The organism is Mycetocola zhujimingii (genome assembly GCF_003065425.1).
Taxonomy (GTDB): Bacteria; Actinomycetota; Actinomycetes; order Actinomycetales; family Microbacteriaceae; genus Mycetocola_A; species Mycetocola_A zhujimingii.
In genome coordinates this window covers 3,039,621-3,055,886 of sequence record NZ_CP026949.1, presented here as the reverse complement: position 1 = coordinate 3,055,886, position 16,266 = coordinate 3,039,621, and the positions used below count along the sequence as shown (strand labels likewise).

At 66.5% G+C, this 16,266-nt stretch carries 16 protein-coding genes; 5 read left to right on the top strand and 11 right to left on the bottom strand.

All coding sequences use genetic code 11. The features are described from left to right. Positions 1 to 252 precede the first annotated feature (252 nt). Complete coding sequence (locus tag C3E77_RS14620; protein WP_234031229.1) at positions 253 to 1,449, top strand: MFS transporter; 1,197 nt, start codon at positions 253 to 255, stop codon at positions 1,447 to 1,449. A 35-nt stretch (positions 1,450 to 1,484) separates the two neighbouring features. Here the strand turns inward: C3E77_RS14620 and C3E77_RS14615 are convergent, their stop codons facing one another. From C3E77_RS14615 to C3E77_RS14600, 4 genes are all read right to left on the bottom strand, one after another. Then, the gene (locus C3E77_RS14615; RefSeq protein ID WP_108392660.1) at positions 1,485 to 2,483 is read right to left on the bottom strand and encodes an SDR family oxidoreductase; all 999 of its coding nucleotides are present in this window, start codon (positions 2,481 to 2,483) and stop codon (positions 1,485 to 1,487) included. A 136-nt stretch (positions 2,484 to 2,619) separates the two neighbouring features. Beyond that, positions 2,620 to 3,633 (bottom strand): PHP domain-containing protein, encoded by a 1,014-nt coding sequence (locus tag C3E77_RS14610; RefSeq protein ID WP_198412233.1) that lies wholly within the window; start codon positions 3,631 to 3,633, stop codon positions 2,620 to 2,622. A gap of 33 nt (positions 3,634 to 3,666) precedes the next feature. Beyond that, positions 3,667 to 4,014 carry a hypothetical protein gene (locus C3E77_RS14605; protein WP_108392656.1) on the bottom strand — a complete coding sequence of 116 codons (348 nt, stop codon included), beginning with the start codon at positions 4,012 to 4,014 and terminating at the stop codon, positions 3,667 to 3,669. A gap of 116 nt (positions 4,015 to 4,130) precedes the next feature. Then, positions 4,131 to 4,610: a nucleoside deaminase gene (locus C3E77_RS14600; protein ID WP_108392654.1), complete on the bottom strand. Its 480-nt coding sequence runs from the start codon at positions 4,608 to 4,610 to the stop codon at positions 4,131 to 4,133. A 119-nt stretch (positions 4,611 to 4,729) separates the two neighbouring features. Between C3E77_RS14600 and C3E77_RS14595 the strand changes: the two genes are divergently transcribed. Then, positions 4,730 to 5,140, top strand: a complete 411-nt coding sequence (locus C3E77_RS14595) for an ArsR/SmtB family transcription factor (protein ID WP_108392652.1) — start codon at positions 4,730 to 4,732, stop codon at positions 5,138 to 5,140. Then, positions 5,137 to 5,619 (top strand): SRPBCC family protein, encoded by a 483-nt coding sequence (locus C3E77_RS14590; RefSeq protein WP_108392650.1) that lies wholly within the window; start codon positions 5,137 to 5,139, stop codon positions 5,617 to 5,619. Before C3E77_RS14595 ends, C3E77_RS14590 begins: the two co-directional genes overlap by 4 nt. Before the next feature lie 25 nt (positions 5,620 to 5,644). On the opposite strand, the gene C3E77_RS14585 is transcribed toward C3E77_RS14590, so the two are convergent. Next, positions 5,645 to 5,893: a hypothetical protein gene (locus C3E77_RS14585; RefSeq protein ID WP_108393428.1), complete on the bottom strand. Its 249-nt coding sequence runs from the start codon at positions 5,891 to 5,893 to the stop codon at positions 5,645 to 5,647. 146 nt (positions 5,894 to 6,039) lie between these two features. On the opposite strand from C3E77_RS14585, the gene C3E77_RS14580 reads away from it, so the two are divergent. Continuing rightward, positions 6,040 to 6,810, top strand: coding sequence for a VOC family protein (locus tag C3E77_RS14580; protein WP_108392648.1), 771 nt, complete (start codon positions 6,040 to 6,042; stop codon positions 6,808 to 6,810). Between the two features lie 263 nt (positions 6,811 to 7,073). Here C3E77_RS14580 and C3E77_RS14575 read toward each other — a convergent pair whose 3' ends face one another. The 3 genes from C3E77_RS14575 to C3E77_RS14565 all read right to left on the bottom strand — a co-directional run bounded on the left by C3E77_RS14575 (position 7,074) and on the right by C3E77_RS14565 (position 11,276). Further along, positions 7,074 to 8,018 (bottom strand): LLM class flavin-dependent oxidoreductase, encoded by a 945-nt coding sequence (locus tag C3E77_RS14575; protein ID WP_108392646.1) that lies wholly within the window; start codon positions 8,016 to 8,018, stop codon positions 7,074 to 7,076. A gap of 85 nt (positions 8,019 to 8,103) precedes the next feature. Further along, entirely contained in the window at positions 8,104 to 9,810 is a 1,707-nt protein-coding gene (locus C3E77_RS14570; RefSeq protein ID WP_108392644.1) for a hypothetical protein, read from the bottom strand. Positions 9,811 to 10,271: 461 nt separating this feature from the next. Continuing rightward, a complete protein-coding gene (locus tag C3E77_RS14565; protein ID WP_108392642.1) occupies positions 10,272 to 11,276 on the bottom strand; it encodes a diacylglycerol/lipid kinase family protein in 1,005 nt (334 codons plus the stop codon). Between the two features lie 246 nt (positions 11,277 to 11,522). Between C3E77_RS14565 and C3E77_RS14560 the strand changes: the two genes are divergently transcribed. Continuing rightward, positions 11,523 to 11,972, top strand: a complete 450-nt coding sequence (locus C3E77_RS14560; RefSeq protein ID WP_108392640.1) for a hypothetical protein — start codon at positions 11,523 to 11,525, stop codon at positions 11,970 to 11,972. A gap of 281 nt (positions 11,973 to 12,253) precedes the next feature. Here C3E77_RS14560 and C3E77_RS14555 read toward each other — a convergent pair whose 3' ends face one another. The 3 genes from C3E77_RS14555 to C3E77_RS14545 all read right to left on the bottom strand — a co-directional run bounded on the left by C3E77_RS14555 (position 12,254) and on the right by C3E77_RS14545 (position 16,248). Further along, a complete protein-coding gene (locus tag C3E77_RS14555; protein ID WP_108392638.1) occupies positions 12,254 to 13,855 on the bottom strand; it encodes a M28 family metallopeptidase in 1,602 nt (533 codons plus the stop codon). A gap of 168 nt (positions 13,856 to 14,023) precedes the next feature. After that, positions 14,024 to 15,694: an ABC transporter ATP-binding protein gene (locus tag C3E77_RS14550; protein WP_198412162.1), complete on the bottom strand. Its 1,671-nt coding sequence runs from the start codon at positions 15,692 to 15,694 to the stop codon at positions 14,024 to 14,026. Positions 15,695 to 15,696: 2 nt separating this feature from the next. Next, positions 15,697 to 16,248, bottom strand: coding sequence for a GbsR/MarR family transcriptional regulator (locus C3E77_RS14545; protein ID WP_108392636.1), 552 nt, complete (start codon positions 16,246 to 16,248; stop codon positions 15,697 to 15,699). Positions 16,249 to 16,266 lie beyond the last annotated feature (18 nt).

Here is a 16,266-nt window from a genome sequence, read left to right as displayed (position 1 = left end):
GATCTCCTTCGGCGCGCGTGCCGCAGAATGAGGCGGACTTTGTGCGCTACCTCAAACAACACGCGGTCACGCCTGTGGATTCCTCCTACTCAGCGACCTGTCAGTTTCAGGACGTCCCGGCGCCGTCGCATCCGCCCCGCCGCGGTATCCCGCCGTTCCCTGAGCATCGTCCTCAGGATTGAGCGCTAAAATCGTCCTTCGGCTCGTCATCTCCAGTGGTGCGTAGTCCCTGGACCTGAAAGTGATTTACCTGTGACCGACATCAACTCAAAACTGTGGACGCCCCGATTCCTTCTCGCGGTGCTCGTGAACTTCTTCCTCTCGATGGTGTTCTATCTGTTGATGACGACGATGGCGCTGTACGCCGTCGAGCGCTTCTCCGCATCCGACACCGCGTCCGGGCTCGCATCGAGCACCTTCATCATCGGTGCGCTCATCGCCAGGATCTTCGCCGGTAAATTCCTCGACTTCGTCGGGCGGCGACGGATGCTGGTCATCGCGCTGCTCGTGTACGTGGTTGCCGGCATCCTGTACATCCCCGCTGACAGCCTCGTGCTGCTGGTGATTATCAGGACCATCCACGGTATGGCTTTCGGTGCGGCAAGCACCGCGATCTCGGCCTCCGTCATGAGCTTAATCCCGGCCCACCGACGCAGTGAGGGCACCGGATACTTCGGCATTTCGATGACGCTCGCGACCGCGATTGGCCCGTTCCTCGCCGTGATTCTCGTGGAATACGCCACCTACGAGGCGCTCTTCGCCCTCTGCGGCGCGTGCGCCGCCGTCGGACTCATTCTTGCCCTGTTCCTCAAGCTGCCGGAGCACCCGCCGACACCCGAACACGCCGCAACGCGGTGGAGCATGCGCCCGCGCGACCTCTTCGAGCCTGCCGCGATGTCGATCGGTGCTGTCATGTTCGTGGCGGCCGTCGGCTACTCCGGCATCATCTCGTTCCTCAACTCCTTCGCCCGGGCAGAGAACATGGTCGCCGCCGCCAGCGCCTTCTTCCTGGTTTACGCGGTCGTCGTTCTGATTTCGCGGCTCTTCATGGGCCGGATCCAGGACCGCTTCGGAGACAACGCCGTCGTCTATCCGACCCTGCTCTCGTTCGCCATCGGACTCGCCCTGCTGGCCTACTCGCCCAACGGCGTCGTCCTCACGTTCTCGGCGGTGTTCATCGGTTTCGGGTTCGGCGCCCTCATGCCGTGCGCGCAGGCGATTGCGGTGACGATGTCTCCGCGGCACCGCATCGGTGTGACGACCTCGACCTTCTTCCTCATGACCGATGCCGGTATCGGTTTCGGTCCGCTCGTGCTGGGCTCACTGCTCCCGTTGACGGGCTTCCACGGCATGTACGGACTACTCGCCGTCATCGTGCTGCTCGCGGGCGTGCTGTACCACTTCCTGCACGGCTACCGGAATTACCGTCCGATGCCGATTACCGTCTGACCCGTTGCTCATCGATCGCGGCGGATCGGTCAGGCTCAGTCGCCGCGCTCCGACGACCGGCTCTCGACGTAGCGACGAGCGAGCCACACGCCGAGGGCCGCTGCCAGAAGTGTGCCGATCGTCTTCCGTCGGTCTTCGCGCTCGCTCCCGCCCCACCCGCCGGTGATTGCGGCATCCGTTGCCGGAGGTGGTGAGTACAGGGTTCCCCGCGTCGGCCGGGCATCTCTGGTGCGCGACAGGTGGGTCTTGTCGGTCTGCAGGGCCATCTGCGTCTCAACAGCCGCGGGTGTCTTGCGGTGTTGAGCGACCATCGCCTTGGCGATCGGGCCACCGACGACGACTTCGCGACGTGGTTTCTTCGACGCCTTGACGATTGCCCTGGCAACGAGGTCGGGACTGTACACCGGGGGCATGGCCACCACTTCGCGGCCCGTGTAATTCGCGGAGTGGCGGAAGAACGGGGTATCCATCGTGGCGGGCATGATCGTCGACACCGAGATGCCCTTCTGCTTCGACAGTGCAAGCTCGGACCTGAGGCTCACCCCGAGGGCCCGCACCGCGGCCTTCGACATCCCGTATGGCGCTGTGTACGGCTGCGGGACTTCGCCGACGATCGACGACACGTTGATCAGGGCGCCGCTTCCCTGCTCTGTCATCACGGCCAGGGCGGCCCTGGCACCGTAGACGCAACCCATGATGTCCACGTCGAGCACGCGGCGGAAGTCGTCGAGCGGCATGTCGAGGAACGGTGCGAAGGCCGAAACCCCGGCGTTGTTGACCCAGACGTCGATTCTGCCGAACCGGGTCACCGCGGTTCGGGCGAGCAACGCGACCTGCGCGGCATCCGTGACATCGGTGGGCACCGCGAGTGCCTCGCCTCCGGCGTCATGGCACTGGCCAGCCAGGGACGCGAGCCCCTCCGCGCTGCGGCTGGCAAGCACGACTGTTGCACCCCGGGCGGCAAAGCGCAGGGCTGTCGCCCGGCCGATGCCACTCGATGCGCCTGTGATCACGACTACGGTCTTTGACGACATCTGCGTTCTCCTTCACACCCGGCACCGGATTGTGCTGGTTCAACTCGTGCTGGGGTTAACGGTGCGCTTCCGGACTGACGTGGTCAACGGGTGGCCAAAACGCCCTCGGTGGGTTAAAAGCTCCCCGCCCGTTGGCTTAGGCGCCACTCCACTCGAGCAGCCGGTCCAGCGGCCAGGTCGTGACGATGCGCTCAACCGGAACACCCAGCGCGTCGGCGCGGGCCGCTCCGAGGTCGAGCAGTCCGAGCTGGCCGGGAGCGTGAGCGTCGCTGTCGATGCTGAACAGGCACCCGGCGTCGAGCGCGATCTGGATCAGGTCGTCCGGCGGATCCTGTCGCTCGGGGCGCGAGTTGATCTCGACGGCGACGTCGTTCTCGGCGCACGCCGCGAAGACAGCCGCGGCGTCGAACGTCGACTGCGGGCGTGTCCCCCTTCCGCCCTGCACGAGCCTTCCGGTGCAATGCCCGAGCACGTTGATGTGCGGGTGCCGGATGGCCGCGAGCATCCGCTTCGTCATCTCGCCCGACGGCATCCGCAGTTTGGAGTGCACGCTCGCCACGACGACGTCGAGCCCGTCGAGCACCGCGTCTGACTGGTCGATGGCTCCATCTTCGAGGATGTCTACTTCGATGCCCGACAGCATCCGGAAGTCGTCGAAGCCCTCATTCAGGGCGTCGAGCTCGGTGAGTTGTTGCTCGAGTCGCTCGGTGCTCAGGCCGTTGGCAACGCGCAGCGACGGCGAGTGGTCTGACGCCACGAGGTAGTCGTGGCCGAGCCGCTGGGCGGTGCGCGCCATCGATGCGAGGTCGGTCGTGCCATCCGACCACAGGGTGTGGCTGTGCAGGTCGCCCTTGAGCTTCGCGCGCAATTCGGTGCCGTCTTCGGTCACCGGGCCGCCGATCCGCTCGCGAAGGTCGACCAGGTAGTCGGGCACCTGGCCGGAAACCGCCTGCTCGATGACGGTCCAGGTGGTCGACCCGATGCCCTTGCGACGCTTGAGGCTTCCGTCGGCCACCCCGGCGGCGACCTTGTCGTCACCGAGCGGCTCGATCGTCGCGAGAGCCGTGCGGAACGCCTTCGTTTTGTATGGCGACGCGAGGTCACGCTCGAGGAGGAAGGCGATCTCGTCGAGCGCCTCTGCGGGGGTCAGAGCGGGAGTCGTGGCGGATGTCATGGTGCGCGATCAGTCCTCGTCGATTTTCTTCAGGAGCGTGCCGAGGGCATCCCGGATGTCGTCATAGTCATACTGGCCGGCGCGGCTCTCACCCGAGATCACCGCACAGCGGTGGACTTTCTTGAAGTCGCCGATCGGGAACTTGTAATGTCCCTTGGTGTCGTCGGGGTGTTCGTCGTCGACGCCGAGGTGCCACTTCGAGTACTCCGCCCAGGACTCCTTCTTGATGAACTTGTTCTCGTCGTCGGGCGTCGGAGCATGCTCGCTCCAGTCGTCTCGCTCGTCGCGGACCACAGTGCCCTTCGTGACGAGGCTCTTCGCGTGCCGGAAGGCCTTCTCGTTGAGTTTCACTGCCATTTCGGCTCCTTCCCGCGGGGCATCCCCGGTTCGTTGGCGGTCTGTCGGCCGCGCAGCACGGCTCATCAAGCAAACGCGACAGCGTCGTCGTGGCACAACCCCCTTGCCGTGGCCGATCAGTATTCCGTTCTGTCGGCCTTCGCCGCCCAGGCTTCGAACGGAGCGAGCGGCTGCTCAACAACGCCGGGCGTGACGGCGATAGCGGGCGCTACCTTGTCGAAGTGGTCGTCGAACCGCTTGTCGGCGAACCCGGCCCGGTCGGCGTCGAACCGGTCGGCAGCGAAGACCACAGTGTCGATGTGGGCCCAGAGCGATGCGGCGACGCAGAGCGGGCACGGCTCGCAACTCGTATAGAGCGTGGCGCCGGTGAGGTCGAAGGTACCGAGCTCGACGCACGCACGCCTGATGGCCATCACTTCGGCATGGGCCGTTGGATCGTTCAGGGTCGTCACCTGGTTCGTGCCGGTGTAAACGCTGCCCTCCGCCGTGACGACGACGGCACCGAACGGCCCGCCGCCAGACGCGACGTTCTCGACGGCGAGTGCGACGGCCTGGTTGAGAAAAGCGGATGCTGCACGGTCACCGGATTCGGACATAGTCCAGAGGTACCACAGGGAGCGTTCCAACGGAGGATTCCGGGCGGGACTCTTGACGGACGGAGCAGGCGGTCGTACCTTGTTAACAACCAAACGGTTGATAAAGAAAAAGGTTGACAATGCTTTCAGTCCCCGCCGTTGATCCGGACGCCGCCGTCGACGCTGACGAGCGGCTCGATCGGGCTTTCATGGCGCTCGCCGACCCGGTTCGCCGGGCGATCATCGCGCGATTAAGCCGGGGACCGGCATCCGTCAACGAACTCGCAGAGCCATTCGCGATCACCAAACAGGCCGTATCGAAGCACATCGCCGTTCTGGAACAGGCCGGACTGGTCAGCCGTTCGCGCGACGCGCAACGCCGACCTGCTGCGCTGGTTCCCGAAGTGCTCGAAGAACTCACCGCCTGGATCGACGCCTATCGACTTACCGCCGAATCACGCTTCCGCCGGCTCGACGAGGTCCTCGCCGGCACGCCCGTCACCGCCAACACACAGAAAGAAACAGACAAAGAGAGAGAGGAAGAGAGATGACGAATCCAACTACCATCACCGTCCCGGACGGAGTGCCGTTCATCGAGATCGTCCGCGAATTCGATGCGCCGCTCGAGGCCGTCTACCGGGCGCACATCGAGCGCGAACTCGTCATGCAGTGGCTCGGCCCACGTGGCTATGTCATGGACATCGAGCGCTGGGATATCCAAGCCGGAGGCGGCTACCGCTATGCACACCGCGTCGACGGCGATGCGTACTGGTTCAACGGCGTCGTGCATTCGGCGTCGCCGGAGAAGGGCATCGTGCAGACCTTCGAGTACGAGGGGTTCCCCGGCGCGATCAGCCTCGAGTTCCTCAACTTCGAGGATGTGGGCAACGGTCGTACCCGCGTAACCGGGCACAGCGTGTACCCGCGTCTGGAGAACCGCGACGGCATGGTGGAATCCGGAATGGACAAGGGCGTCACTGAGGGGTACGAGCAGCTCGATGAGTTGCTCGCGACGTCAATATCCGCGTGAGGAGTGCCGCCCGCCACCGCCTGACTCAGTAGCCGTCTCTCCGCCGGGGTGAGCGGGGCGCTGGTGGCGGCGGCACTTCCTTCGCCGCGATGACCCGGTCAAACCGGACGGTCTCCATGCCGCGCTTGCCCGCGATGACGCAGGCTGTGTCATCTCCGCGCATGAACCAGCCGAGGGCATCCGTCGTCTGGCCGTCGTCGAGTGAATAACGGATGACCACGCGGGTGCCCTCCGTGGTGCCGCGGAGGAACTCGACCGCCTCGTCGTTCAGCATTCTCGGCTGCATTCGCGGCTGCATTCGCTCATGGTTCCAGCTTGCCACGAGCCACGGAGCTCTCGCTGAGGGACGCCGGTGGTGCCCTAGCCGCGGCCAAATCACCGGAGTACCCTGACCCCCACACACGGACGAAGGGACTTCCCATGCCTGACATCACGGTGACCACGCCCGGCGCGCCATGCTGGCTCGAGCTCACCACCTCAGACCCCGCCCGCTCGCAGGAGTTCTACGGTGCACTCTTTGGCTGGGACGCCGAGATCGGCGATGACGTGCTCTACGGCGGGTACGTGAGTTTCAATTTGAGTGGCAGGCGCATCGCTGGCGCCATGAAAAAACAGGGGGATGCGCACTACCCGGATTCCTGGTCGGTCTACCTCCTGACGACGGATGCCGCGGCAACAGCCGCCGCCGTCGCGGAGGCCGGCGGCGAGAATATGTTCGCGCCGATGGATGTGCCGAACATGGGCGTGATGGGGTTCGCGACGGATGCCACCGGCGCGACGGTCGGCTACTGGAAACCCGCTGAGCACACCGGGTTCCAGGTCGAGCGGGAACACGGAGCGCCCGTGTGGTGCGAGCTGCTCGCGTCGGACTTCGAGAAGGCGGTCACGTTCTACGAGAAGGCGTTCGGCTGGAGCCTGAAGGACGAGGGCACCAGCGACGACTTCCGCTACAAGACGTTCGAGGTCGACGGGCAGGCGTTCGCGGGGATCTACGATGCGAAGGGCGACCTCGCCGAGGGCGAGCCGGCCTCATGGGCGGTGTACTTCGGTGCGGACGACGTCGACGCCACAGTTGCGAAGGCGGTCGAGCTCGGAGCGACGGTGAAGGACCCCGCGGTGGACACCGAGTACGGCCGCATCGCCTCGGTTACCGACCCGACCGGCGCGGTGCTGCGCCTCATGTCGTTCTGAGCGGGGCACCGGCCCAGTCCGCGCACCGGCCTCGGGCCGCGTTCGAATGCCGCAAATCCGCGGTTTGCGGACGCTATTCCGCACATTTGCGGCATGCGAACGGCCCGCGTGAGGGTGAGTTTCCGTTCCAGTGACGCGATTACGTCGAATGCGGGCCCATTCGACGTAATCGCGTGACTGGAACAGCGCGCGGCGAGCGGATGCCCGTGGCCAGCGACCCACGGATGCCGCACCTCAGCGCGCGGCGAGCGGATGTCCGGACCTCAGCGGCCGAGGAGAGGGAACACGTCGTCGGCAAAGCGGCGGTAACTCGTCCTCGGGTCGTCGGCACCAGACACGATGATGATGCGGGTCGCGCCTGCCTCGGTCCAGGCGGCGACGGTGCGAGCGGCGTCTTCCGGAGTTCCACCGATGGCGAGCGACTGCAGTATGTCGTCCGTGAGCTCCCCACTGCCATCGGCACCCAGTCCGGCGATCTCGGTGAGCTTGTCGAAGAAGCGCAGGTCGATGAGTCCCTGCACCCGCGGACGCAGCTCGGCGAGAGCCTGGGCGCGATCGTCGCCGATGCTCGTCATCGCGAGGAGGAGGGTTTCTCCGCGACCGCCTGCTGACGCCATCTGTTCGCGTGCCCAGCGGACGGCATCCGGAGTCGCCAGCTCGGGCAGAAGCACGCCGTCGGAGCTGCGCCCGGTGACCCTGAGGCCGACAGGGCCGGTCGTGCCGAGGAAGATCTTCGGTGATTCGACGGGAGGGAAGCCGAGTGTGACGTGCTCGAGGTGTACGTAGGAGCCGTCGACGGAGACTGTCTCGCCGGCGAGGAGGCGGCGCAGGGCGACGGTGGTCTCCTCGAGCGCGACGAGCGGACGGGGCACGCGCGCGCCGATCTCGCCCATCCAGGCCAGGATGCCGTTGCCAAGCGCGATGATCACCCGGCCGGGGGGGAGGCGGGCGAGCGCTGCGATGTCCATGGCGGCGGTCGCGACGTTGCGGGTGACGGCCGGCAGCAGCCCGATGCCGACCGAGATGCGTGAGGTGACCGCGAGGGCGGTGGCGGCCATAGCGATTCCGCCGGCCCAGGGGAGGTCCTCGCTGAACCAGAGTTCGTCGAATCCGGCGTCTTCGGCCCAGCGGGCGAACTCGGGCAGGTCTTCAGGGGGCCACCCGGGTTCGAACCGCACTCCGATACGTGGCGTCGTCGTTGTCGTCATGCCTCGAGCGTATGCCAGCGGATCGGTCGAGGGCAGCAGGTTACGGCGCCGGTGCGTTGCGTTGCGTTGCTGCAGCGTTGCCGCGCTACTGGTAGGTGATGAGCTCCGGGGTCGGGTGCACCCGCGACATGGTCTGCTCGGGAGTGAGCATGGGAGTGTCTTCGTCGTAGAAGTTCTTCCAGCCCCACGCGACGCCAGCGGGGGCATCCCTCTTGATGTTCGCCCAGGTCGCCTGCTTGTCGGGCTGGCCGCCCTGGCCGTCGACGTGAAGGAGCATCCCGATCTCGGGTCTGCTGAGATCGAGAGCCTCGCGATCGGTCAGCATGCTCGGGCGGAACTGGTGCACCACCAGCATCTTCTGGGGCAGACCCTTCTCGTTGGTGAGGTCGGCGAGCCAGTGCGTGACCGAGTTCACCTCTTCCGCTGATACCGAGCCGATGTCATGGAGGTGACGCTGGTCGGGGGCAAGGCGCCACTCGGGGTCGAGCGCGAGCCCGACGTTGGGCAGTTCGAGCAGTGACTGGTACTGCTTGGCCTGGGTGAGGAAGTCCGTCCTGCCCGGCTGCAGGTCGATCACGACGTAGATGCCCGCGTCGGCCGCGGCGTCGATCCACGGCTTCAGTGACTCGGGTGAGAGCTCGTTCGAGAAGTTGCCGTCATCGCCGGGGCCACCGGCGGCAACCGACGCGATGATCTCGAACATGGGCACAACTGTTTTCGGGGTGAGCGCCTGGAATGGCGCCGCAACCTGCCTGGCGCGCTCGACCGAGCCAGCGGCATCCTGCTCGCCCAAAACCCCGAGGACCGAGGTGGTCGGTGTTCCGTAGATGGCGACGAACTGGTGGTTCTCGAAGAGGAGCTGACCTCCGCCGGGAAGCTGTGTGCCGCTGTGTGCCGTGCGCACCTTCCAGTCGAGCGCGGGTTCTGCACCGAATGCGGCACCGATCGCGAGGGTTTTGTCGGTCTTCGAGGCGTGAAGGGCGTCGATGACGGATGCGTTCGCCTGCGGATTTGCGGAACCCCCGGTGAGCAGGTGCACCGGGATGCCGGCGGAGCGGGCGGTCGCGATGGACGCGAGCTGGGCGGCGCCGTCGATGGCGATGGCGACCGTGTCGTCGATGGGGGCGGGGCGATCGAGGGCGGGGATGTCGTCGCTCGGAGTGCTGGTGCCGCCTGCGTCGGTCGTGTCGGTCGCTTCGGTCGCCGTGGTTGCTTCGAGGGCCGCGATTTCGGCGGCGAACGTCGCGGGGTCGGCGGAGGCGGGTTCGGTGAGCGTGTGGCCGATGGTCGCGCTCGCGGCCGTAACGGTCGCCTCGACCTGGACGACGGTGAGCGACTCGTCGAGGGATGTTCCGGCCGCGTCACCGACCACGACCGCGGTGGTCGTGTCGAGTCGAGTGAGCTCGTCGCCGAGCGGGGTTGGGGCGTCGGTTGAGTCGGCCGGGGGTGTCGGCTCGGTTTGGGCATCGCCGGCGGTCGGCACCGCGGCCGGGCCGTCGATCAGGAGCGGCACGCCGAGCGCAACCGCGGTCCGCGCGGCAACATTCTGCGCCTCAGCGGCCCCGGCCGGAGCGACGACCACGAGCGGTGCGGTCTCGAACAGCGCGCGGCTGGTGGCAACCGACGCCGCAGTTTCGTCGGTGTCCGCGAGAACCGTGAGCCCGGCATCCGGACTCATCGTTACAGTCGTGGTTCCCGCCTTTTCGGACGCCCCCGATGGGGTGCACGCGGTGACGGCGAGGATTCCGACGACGAGCGCCGCCGCGGCGGGGAGGCGGCGTGGACGGATCATCCCTCCACGGTATGTCACAGGGGCGGAGGTCACCAATCGGACCTCGGGTGTCGGCGACGTTGGTGCGCTCGACGGGCGCGGTCATCGGGCGCTGCACGCCGCGCCCGCGCACCCGGCGCGTCGTCGAGCGCGGCACTTCCCTGCCCGCGCTTTATCGAGCGCTGTACTTCCCGTGCCCGCGCTGCAGATGCTTCTGCAGCTTGAGGATGGATCTGTAGCGCTCGGCGGGTGTGCTCCGTAGAGCGGATGCTGCGGTCCGACAGGGCGCACTGGCCTCCCGTGGGCGGGTGTCGGGCCCGGCACGTGTGAGCGGGCCGACAGCGTCGACGAGCGCTGCGCTTCCTTGTCCGCGCTGGATCGAGCGCGGCACTTCCATGCTTGCGCTGCAGTTACTTCTGCAGCTCGAACATGGATCTGCAGCGCTCGTTGAGCGGCAGCCGCGCGCCGGGCACGAGCCGCGGTCAGGAGTCGGCGGGAACCCGCACGAGCAGTCCGCCCGGCTCAACCCAGGTCTTCAGCGCTGTTGCCTCGCCGAATTCGTCGCCGTCGAGCTCGATCGGCTCCGCACGGCTCAGCCTCACGGTGAGCTTGTCGCCACGGAAGTAGTTGAGCGCCTTGACGTCGGGAGACACGAGCTTCTCGCCGAGTTTCGTGCGCCGGAGCACGCCGTTCTCCCAGATCACCTTGACGAAGATCTGCACCCAGCCGAGGAAACCCTCCGGCCGAAGCACAATGATGTCGAGTTCACCGTCATCGACGGCGGCATCCGGCAGCAACACGACGTTGGCCATGAGAGAGCCGCAGTTGCCGATGATGATCGTGTGCGCGCGCACGGCCCGCGGCTTCTCCCTGCCGACCTGGTACCGCATCCGCAGGTAGTTCTTGTCCGTCAGGGCCTTGCCGATCGCGCCGACGTACGCCAGCCAGCCGACCTTGGCCTTGAGCTCCTCGTCGGTGTTCGCGAGCATCTTCGCGTCGAGGCCGAGACCCGCCATCACGAGGTAGGCGTGGTGGTCGATGTCGCCACCGGAGCGCTCGATGTCGATCTTCGCGAGGTCGATCGGGCGGTTCTTGCCGCTGAACGCCGAGTGCAGAGAGTGGTCGAGGTCGTCGAGCGTGAGGTTGAGGTTGCGCGCGAGCAGGTTGCCCGTGCCGGAGGGGAGGAGCGCGATCGGCACCTTCGCGCCCGACATGGCTTCGGCGACCGCACGCACGGTTCCGTCGCCACCGGCCGCGATGACCATGCCGGCACCATCCTTGAGTGCCTGCGTCGTGACCTCGCCACCCGGATCCTCGACGGACGTCTCGTAGTAGCGCGTCTCGGCCCACCCCGCCTCCGCAGCCTCGCGGCCCGCGGCTTCCTTGATCGCGTCGATGTCGACCTTGATCGGGTTGTAGACGACAGCGGCGAACTGCTGCTCGGAGGTGTCTGCGGTGCCTGAGTTGTCTGCGGTTTCTGTGCTCACGGTCTCACCGTGACTGGTTCAACCCGGTTGCGCAAGTCCCCCTGTCGAGAAGGGGCGGATGCCGTCGCGTCTGCTATGGGACGGCGCACGGATGTCGCATCGCGCGTCCCGCAGGCGGTGGTCGCGCGGGCGGTCACTCAGGTCCCGCGATAGTCGCGGGCGCTCACCCAGGTTCATCCTCCCGGTGGACCCCACATCAACCCCGGGACCGATCCGCGGTGCGCGCGCACCAGCTGGACTGGAGTCATGCTCACACGCCGTTCCCTCCCCCCCGTCGCTGCGGCCACCCTCGTCGCCCTCACGCTCAGTGGGTGTTCTGTAAAAGACGTGCTCAGCAACTCACGCGAGGCACAGTTCGCGACCTATGACACCGCCGCCGAGCACTGGGCCTCCGGCGATATGCCTGGATGGATTCCGACGGATGCCACTGACATCCGTTCGCTGGAAACAAAAGATGGGCGGCTCTCGGTTATCCGCATCACGACGTCGAGCCCGCCCGAGGGGGACTGCGTCGAGCGGGCACGGGAGGGCGCTCCCGTCCTGACCGCGACGTGGACCGCCGCCGCGGAGCGCCCTGCCATGGTCACCGTGTGCGACGAGTACGAGATCATGCCCGTCGAGGACGGCTGGCTCGGCTGGTTCGAGGGGGAGGAGCCGCCGAGCCGGCTCGCGCCGAGCTCGGAAGCGGGGATATAGCCCGCGAAGCAGCGAGCGCCATTCATCCGTCGTGGATGCCGGGTTTGCAGTGGGTTTGTCGGCATTTGGTTCGGATGAACGGATGCAGCGGGGGTCGGCGGGGCGTCATCCGTCGCGAATGTCGGATGTGAGATGGGTTTGTCGGCTTGTATGTCTGATGAACGGATGCCGTGGGGCCCGCATGCACAAACCCCGGCCCGCGCGCCCAATCCCGCGCCGCACGCACAAAACCGGGGCCCGCCACACGAATGCGACGGGCCCCGGCTCAGAAAGGGATGTAGCTAGCGGTTTCCGCGTGGACCCTTGTGGTCCCAGCGGTCGGTGTAGTGGTGGCCCTTGCCGTGGCCCTTACCGCCCTGCTTCTTCGTCTTGACCTCGGCGAAGGTCGCGGTGGAGTGCGCGATGGCATCCGCCATCTGCCCCATCACAACAGGGTCGATGTTGTTGATGTCGTCGCACGCCGCGTGGTAGCACGGGTCGTAGGGCTCACCGGCGGTGCCGCCGAAGATAGCCGCCTGCTCAGCACTCTTGATGCCCTCGGCGCCGGTGAACAGGCCACCGGCCGGGATGCCATTCTCGATGAACGCGAAGTAGTCGCTGCGTCCGTCGAACTCGGTGGGCGCAGTCGCGAGTCCCTGCGAGGCGAAGTACTCGTTGAAGGTGTCCTCGATCACGTCAGAGCCGGCTGGTCCCTCGGTGCCGAACGCGTCCCCATCGCCGTCATAGACGAAGCGCACCGCATTCGGCGATCCGACCATGTCGAAGTTGAGGTTGAGTGCGTGCTGCTGGATCTCAGCATCGGTCAGCTGCTCAACGTAGTAGTTCGAGCCGAGCAGTCCGTCTTCCTCGCCACTCCAGAACGCGAACCGCACCTTGTTCTTCGGTGTCAGGTTCTTCTTCGACATCTGCAGCGCGGTCTCGAGGATCGACGCGGTTCCCGAACCGTTGTCATTGATGCCCGGTCCTTCAAGAACGCCGTCGAGGTGTCCGCCGACGACGACGGTCTCATTGGCGTTTCCCCGGCTGTCAGCGAGGAGGTTGAACGTGTTGATCGTCTCTTCGTGCGCGTCGAACGCGAGCCGCACTTCGGCGCCTGCGGTCGTCGCGAGCTGCTCGCCGAGCGCGAACGTGGTCGTTGCGACGGGCAGCGAGAAGATCGTGTCGCCGAGCGTGCCCGCGAAGAGCGCCGACCGGTCTTCCGTCTCCGACGCGTTGCCCTGGTTGAAGATGATCACTCCGACGGCGCCAGCGGCGAGTGCGTTGTCGGACTTGACCCGGAAGTCACAGGTGCCACGCTGAACCAGCGCGATGTTGCCCGCGGTGAATCCCGCGAAGTCGGATGCCTCACAGCCGCTTGTCGAAGCGCGGTCACCGGTGAGGTTCACATCGACAGCCTGCACCGGGGCGGTGACATCGCCCTCTGAAGCATTGCTGGCTTCAACGAAGTCGACAAGGTAGCCGTAAGCCAGGGGGTTGGGCGAGACCTGCTCGAGTGCCGCGGTGTCCACGATGCTCTTGGTGTAGCTGAACGGCTGGCGCCAGGTGGTGTATCCGGCCCGCTTGAGCTTGGCCTCCATGTAGTCCGCCGAGGCGACGTGACCCGGTGTTCCAGCGGCGCGGTTGCCGCCATTCGCATCGGCGATGTCCTGCAGCGCCTGGAGGTGCTTCGTGATGCCGTCGGCTGAAACAGCCTTCCTCAGGATTTCGGAGGCCGACTTGGACGCCGGGTTGCCGTGCCCGTGGCCATGGCCACCACCGCCGTTGCCGTGCCCAGGGCCCTTGCCCCCGCCGGCGTATGCTGGCCCCGCGAAACTGACGGCGACGAGTGCGCCGGTCGCGAGGGCCGCCGTGAGGACGGATCCCACCTTGCGTTTCTGAAACATGTATTGCCCCTTCGTTGGAGAGTGACAGTCACGCCGGGATTCGTGGCCCCGGCACAGTGTTCCAGAGACTAGACCCCCGAATGGGGGCAGGGGAAGAGGGAAATGAGCATCCCTCGTGCGCGGTCCCCTGCCTGGGGGACCGCGGAATCACGCGGAACTCGGGCGGTTTCAGACCGCGAGTCGCGCCAGCCGCCGCCGCTGCTGCTCGTCGGGGTCGGGGACGGGCGCGGATGCGATGAGCGTGCGTGTGTAGTCGTGCTGCGGGAAATTCAGCACCTCGTCGCGGCCACCCTGCTCGATGATCGTGCCACGGCTCATCACGGCAACCCGGTCGCACAGCGTGTCGACGACGGCCAGGTCGTGGCTGATGAACAGGCAGGCGAACCCGAGCCGCTCCTGCAGTCCGCGAAACACGTCGAGCACCTGTGCCTGCACAGACACATCGAGCGCGCTCGTCGGTTCGTCGGCGATGAGGAGGTCTGGTCCGAGCGATACGGCCCGCGCGATCGCGACGCGCTGCCGCTGCCCGCCCGACAGCTCGTGTGGATACCGGTCGCGCCAGCGCCCGTCGAGGCCGACCGACTCGAGTAGCGCGTCGGTGCGGTCGCGCAGCTCGCTCCCGGCCAGCCGGCCGTGCACGCGCAGCGGCTCGGACACTGTCTCCGCAACTGAGTAACGCGGGTTGAGCGATGTCGCCAAGTTCTGGAACACCACTCCCACGCCGCGGCGCATGCGCAGTCGATCGGCCCGGTTGCGGGTGTCAACACGGATGCCGCCGACCTCGATGGTGCCGCTGGTGATCGGCGCCATCCCGATCGATGCCCGGCCGATCGTGGTCTTGCCGCTTCCGGACTCACCGACGAGCCCGAAGATCTCACCCTTGCGAACGCAGAGCGTGACGTCATCGACCGCGCGCGAGTACCCGGAGAGCCGGCCGCCGTACTGAACAACCAGGTTCCGGATGTCGAGAACGGCGTTCGAGGCGGTATCCGGTGTCGCGGTGTCACCACGCTCGCCGAACCGGGGCACGGCCGCGAGAAGGTCTCTCGTGTACGCGGCCTTCGGTGCATGAAACAGCCCGCGCGCGGTATTCGACTCGACCACCGAACCTCTCTTCATCACCACGACGCGGTCGGCGAGGTCGGCCACGACGCCCATGTCGTGGGTGATGATCAGGATGCTGCTGTCGAGTCGTTCGCGCATGCGGCGGAGCACGTCGAGAATTTCGGCCTGCACCGTGACATCGAGCGCCGTCGTCGGTTCGTCGGCGATGAGCAGCCGGGCGTCGCGGGCGAGGGCCATCGCGATGACGATGCGCTGGCACTGCCCGCCGGAGAACTGGTGCGGGTAATACTTGAGGCGTGACTCGGGGTCGGGGATCTCGACGAGGGTAAGCAGCTCGATCACCCGGGCGCGCGCGTCGGCCGCTGACAGCTTCCTGTCGTGGGCGCGCACGGCTTCGCTGAGCTGGAACCCGATGGTGAAGACCGGGTTGAGCGCAGCCAGGGGGTCCTGGAAGATCATGGCGATCTGGGCGCCGCGCACGCCGCGCAGCGCTGTGTTGCTGAGGCCAAGGAGTTCACGGCCGTCGAACCGGATCGAGCCGCTGACTGTCGCGTTGCCCGGAAGCAGTCCAAGCACGCTCATCGCCGTCACGCTCTTGCCCGAGCCGGACTCTCCGACGATCGCGACGACCTCACCATGGCCGACGTCGAAGCTCGCTGAGTCCACCCCGACACCCGTCTGGCCATCGACGTCGAACGTCACGGTGAGGTCGCGAACCGCGAGCAGCGGTGCGGGCGTGGGTGTGTCGACGGATGCTCCGGCCTCAGCTGGCACTGTTACTCCTTCGCCGAGGCGCGCGCGTCACGCTCGTGTTTGTGGGCCTGCCAGTCGGCGAGCATTTTGTGGTGGTAGCCGTGGATCCAGTGAAGGTAGTCGCGGCCGTTGGTGAGTCGAACCCTCGCGGCGGATTCATCGGGGCCGAGCAGCTCGAGAGCGTCTTCGATCACCTCGATCTCACGGTCGAAGTGATTCTTCTCCGTCGCGAGGAAGCTGCCCCACGGGTCTTCTTCGGCACGGAAGTAGTGGCTGCGATCGCCGGGCACCGAGTGTCGCCGGATGAAGTTGGTATCGAGCAGCCGCCGGGTCGCCATCGATACGGCACCTGCGCTGGCGTGCAGTGCGGCGGCGAGATCCGCTGATGAGATGTACGGCCGGTCCATGATCATCAGGTACCCGAGAACGCGCCCGTCCATGCGGTTGGTGCCTGCGCCCTCCCAGATGATGCTGAGGTCTTCGGCGAACTGGCGACGCGCCATCTCACGTTCGTCAGCGTCAGCGCCTGACGCCGTCGCGGCATCCGCCTTGTCCGCATCCGGGGTGTCGGTCACAGTGTGTCCTTTCGTCGA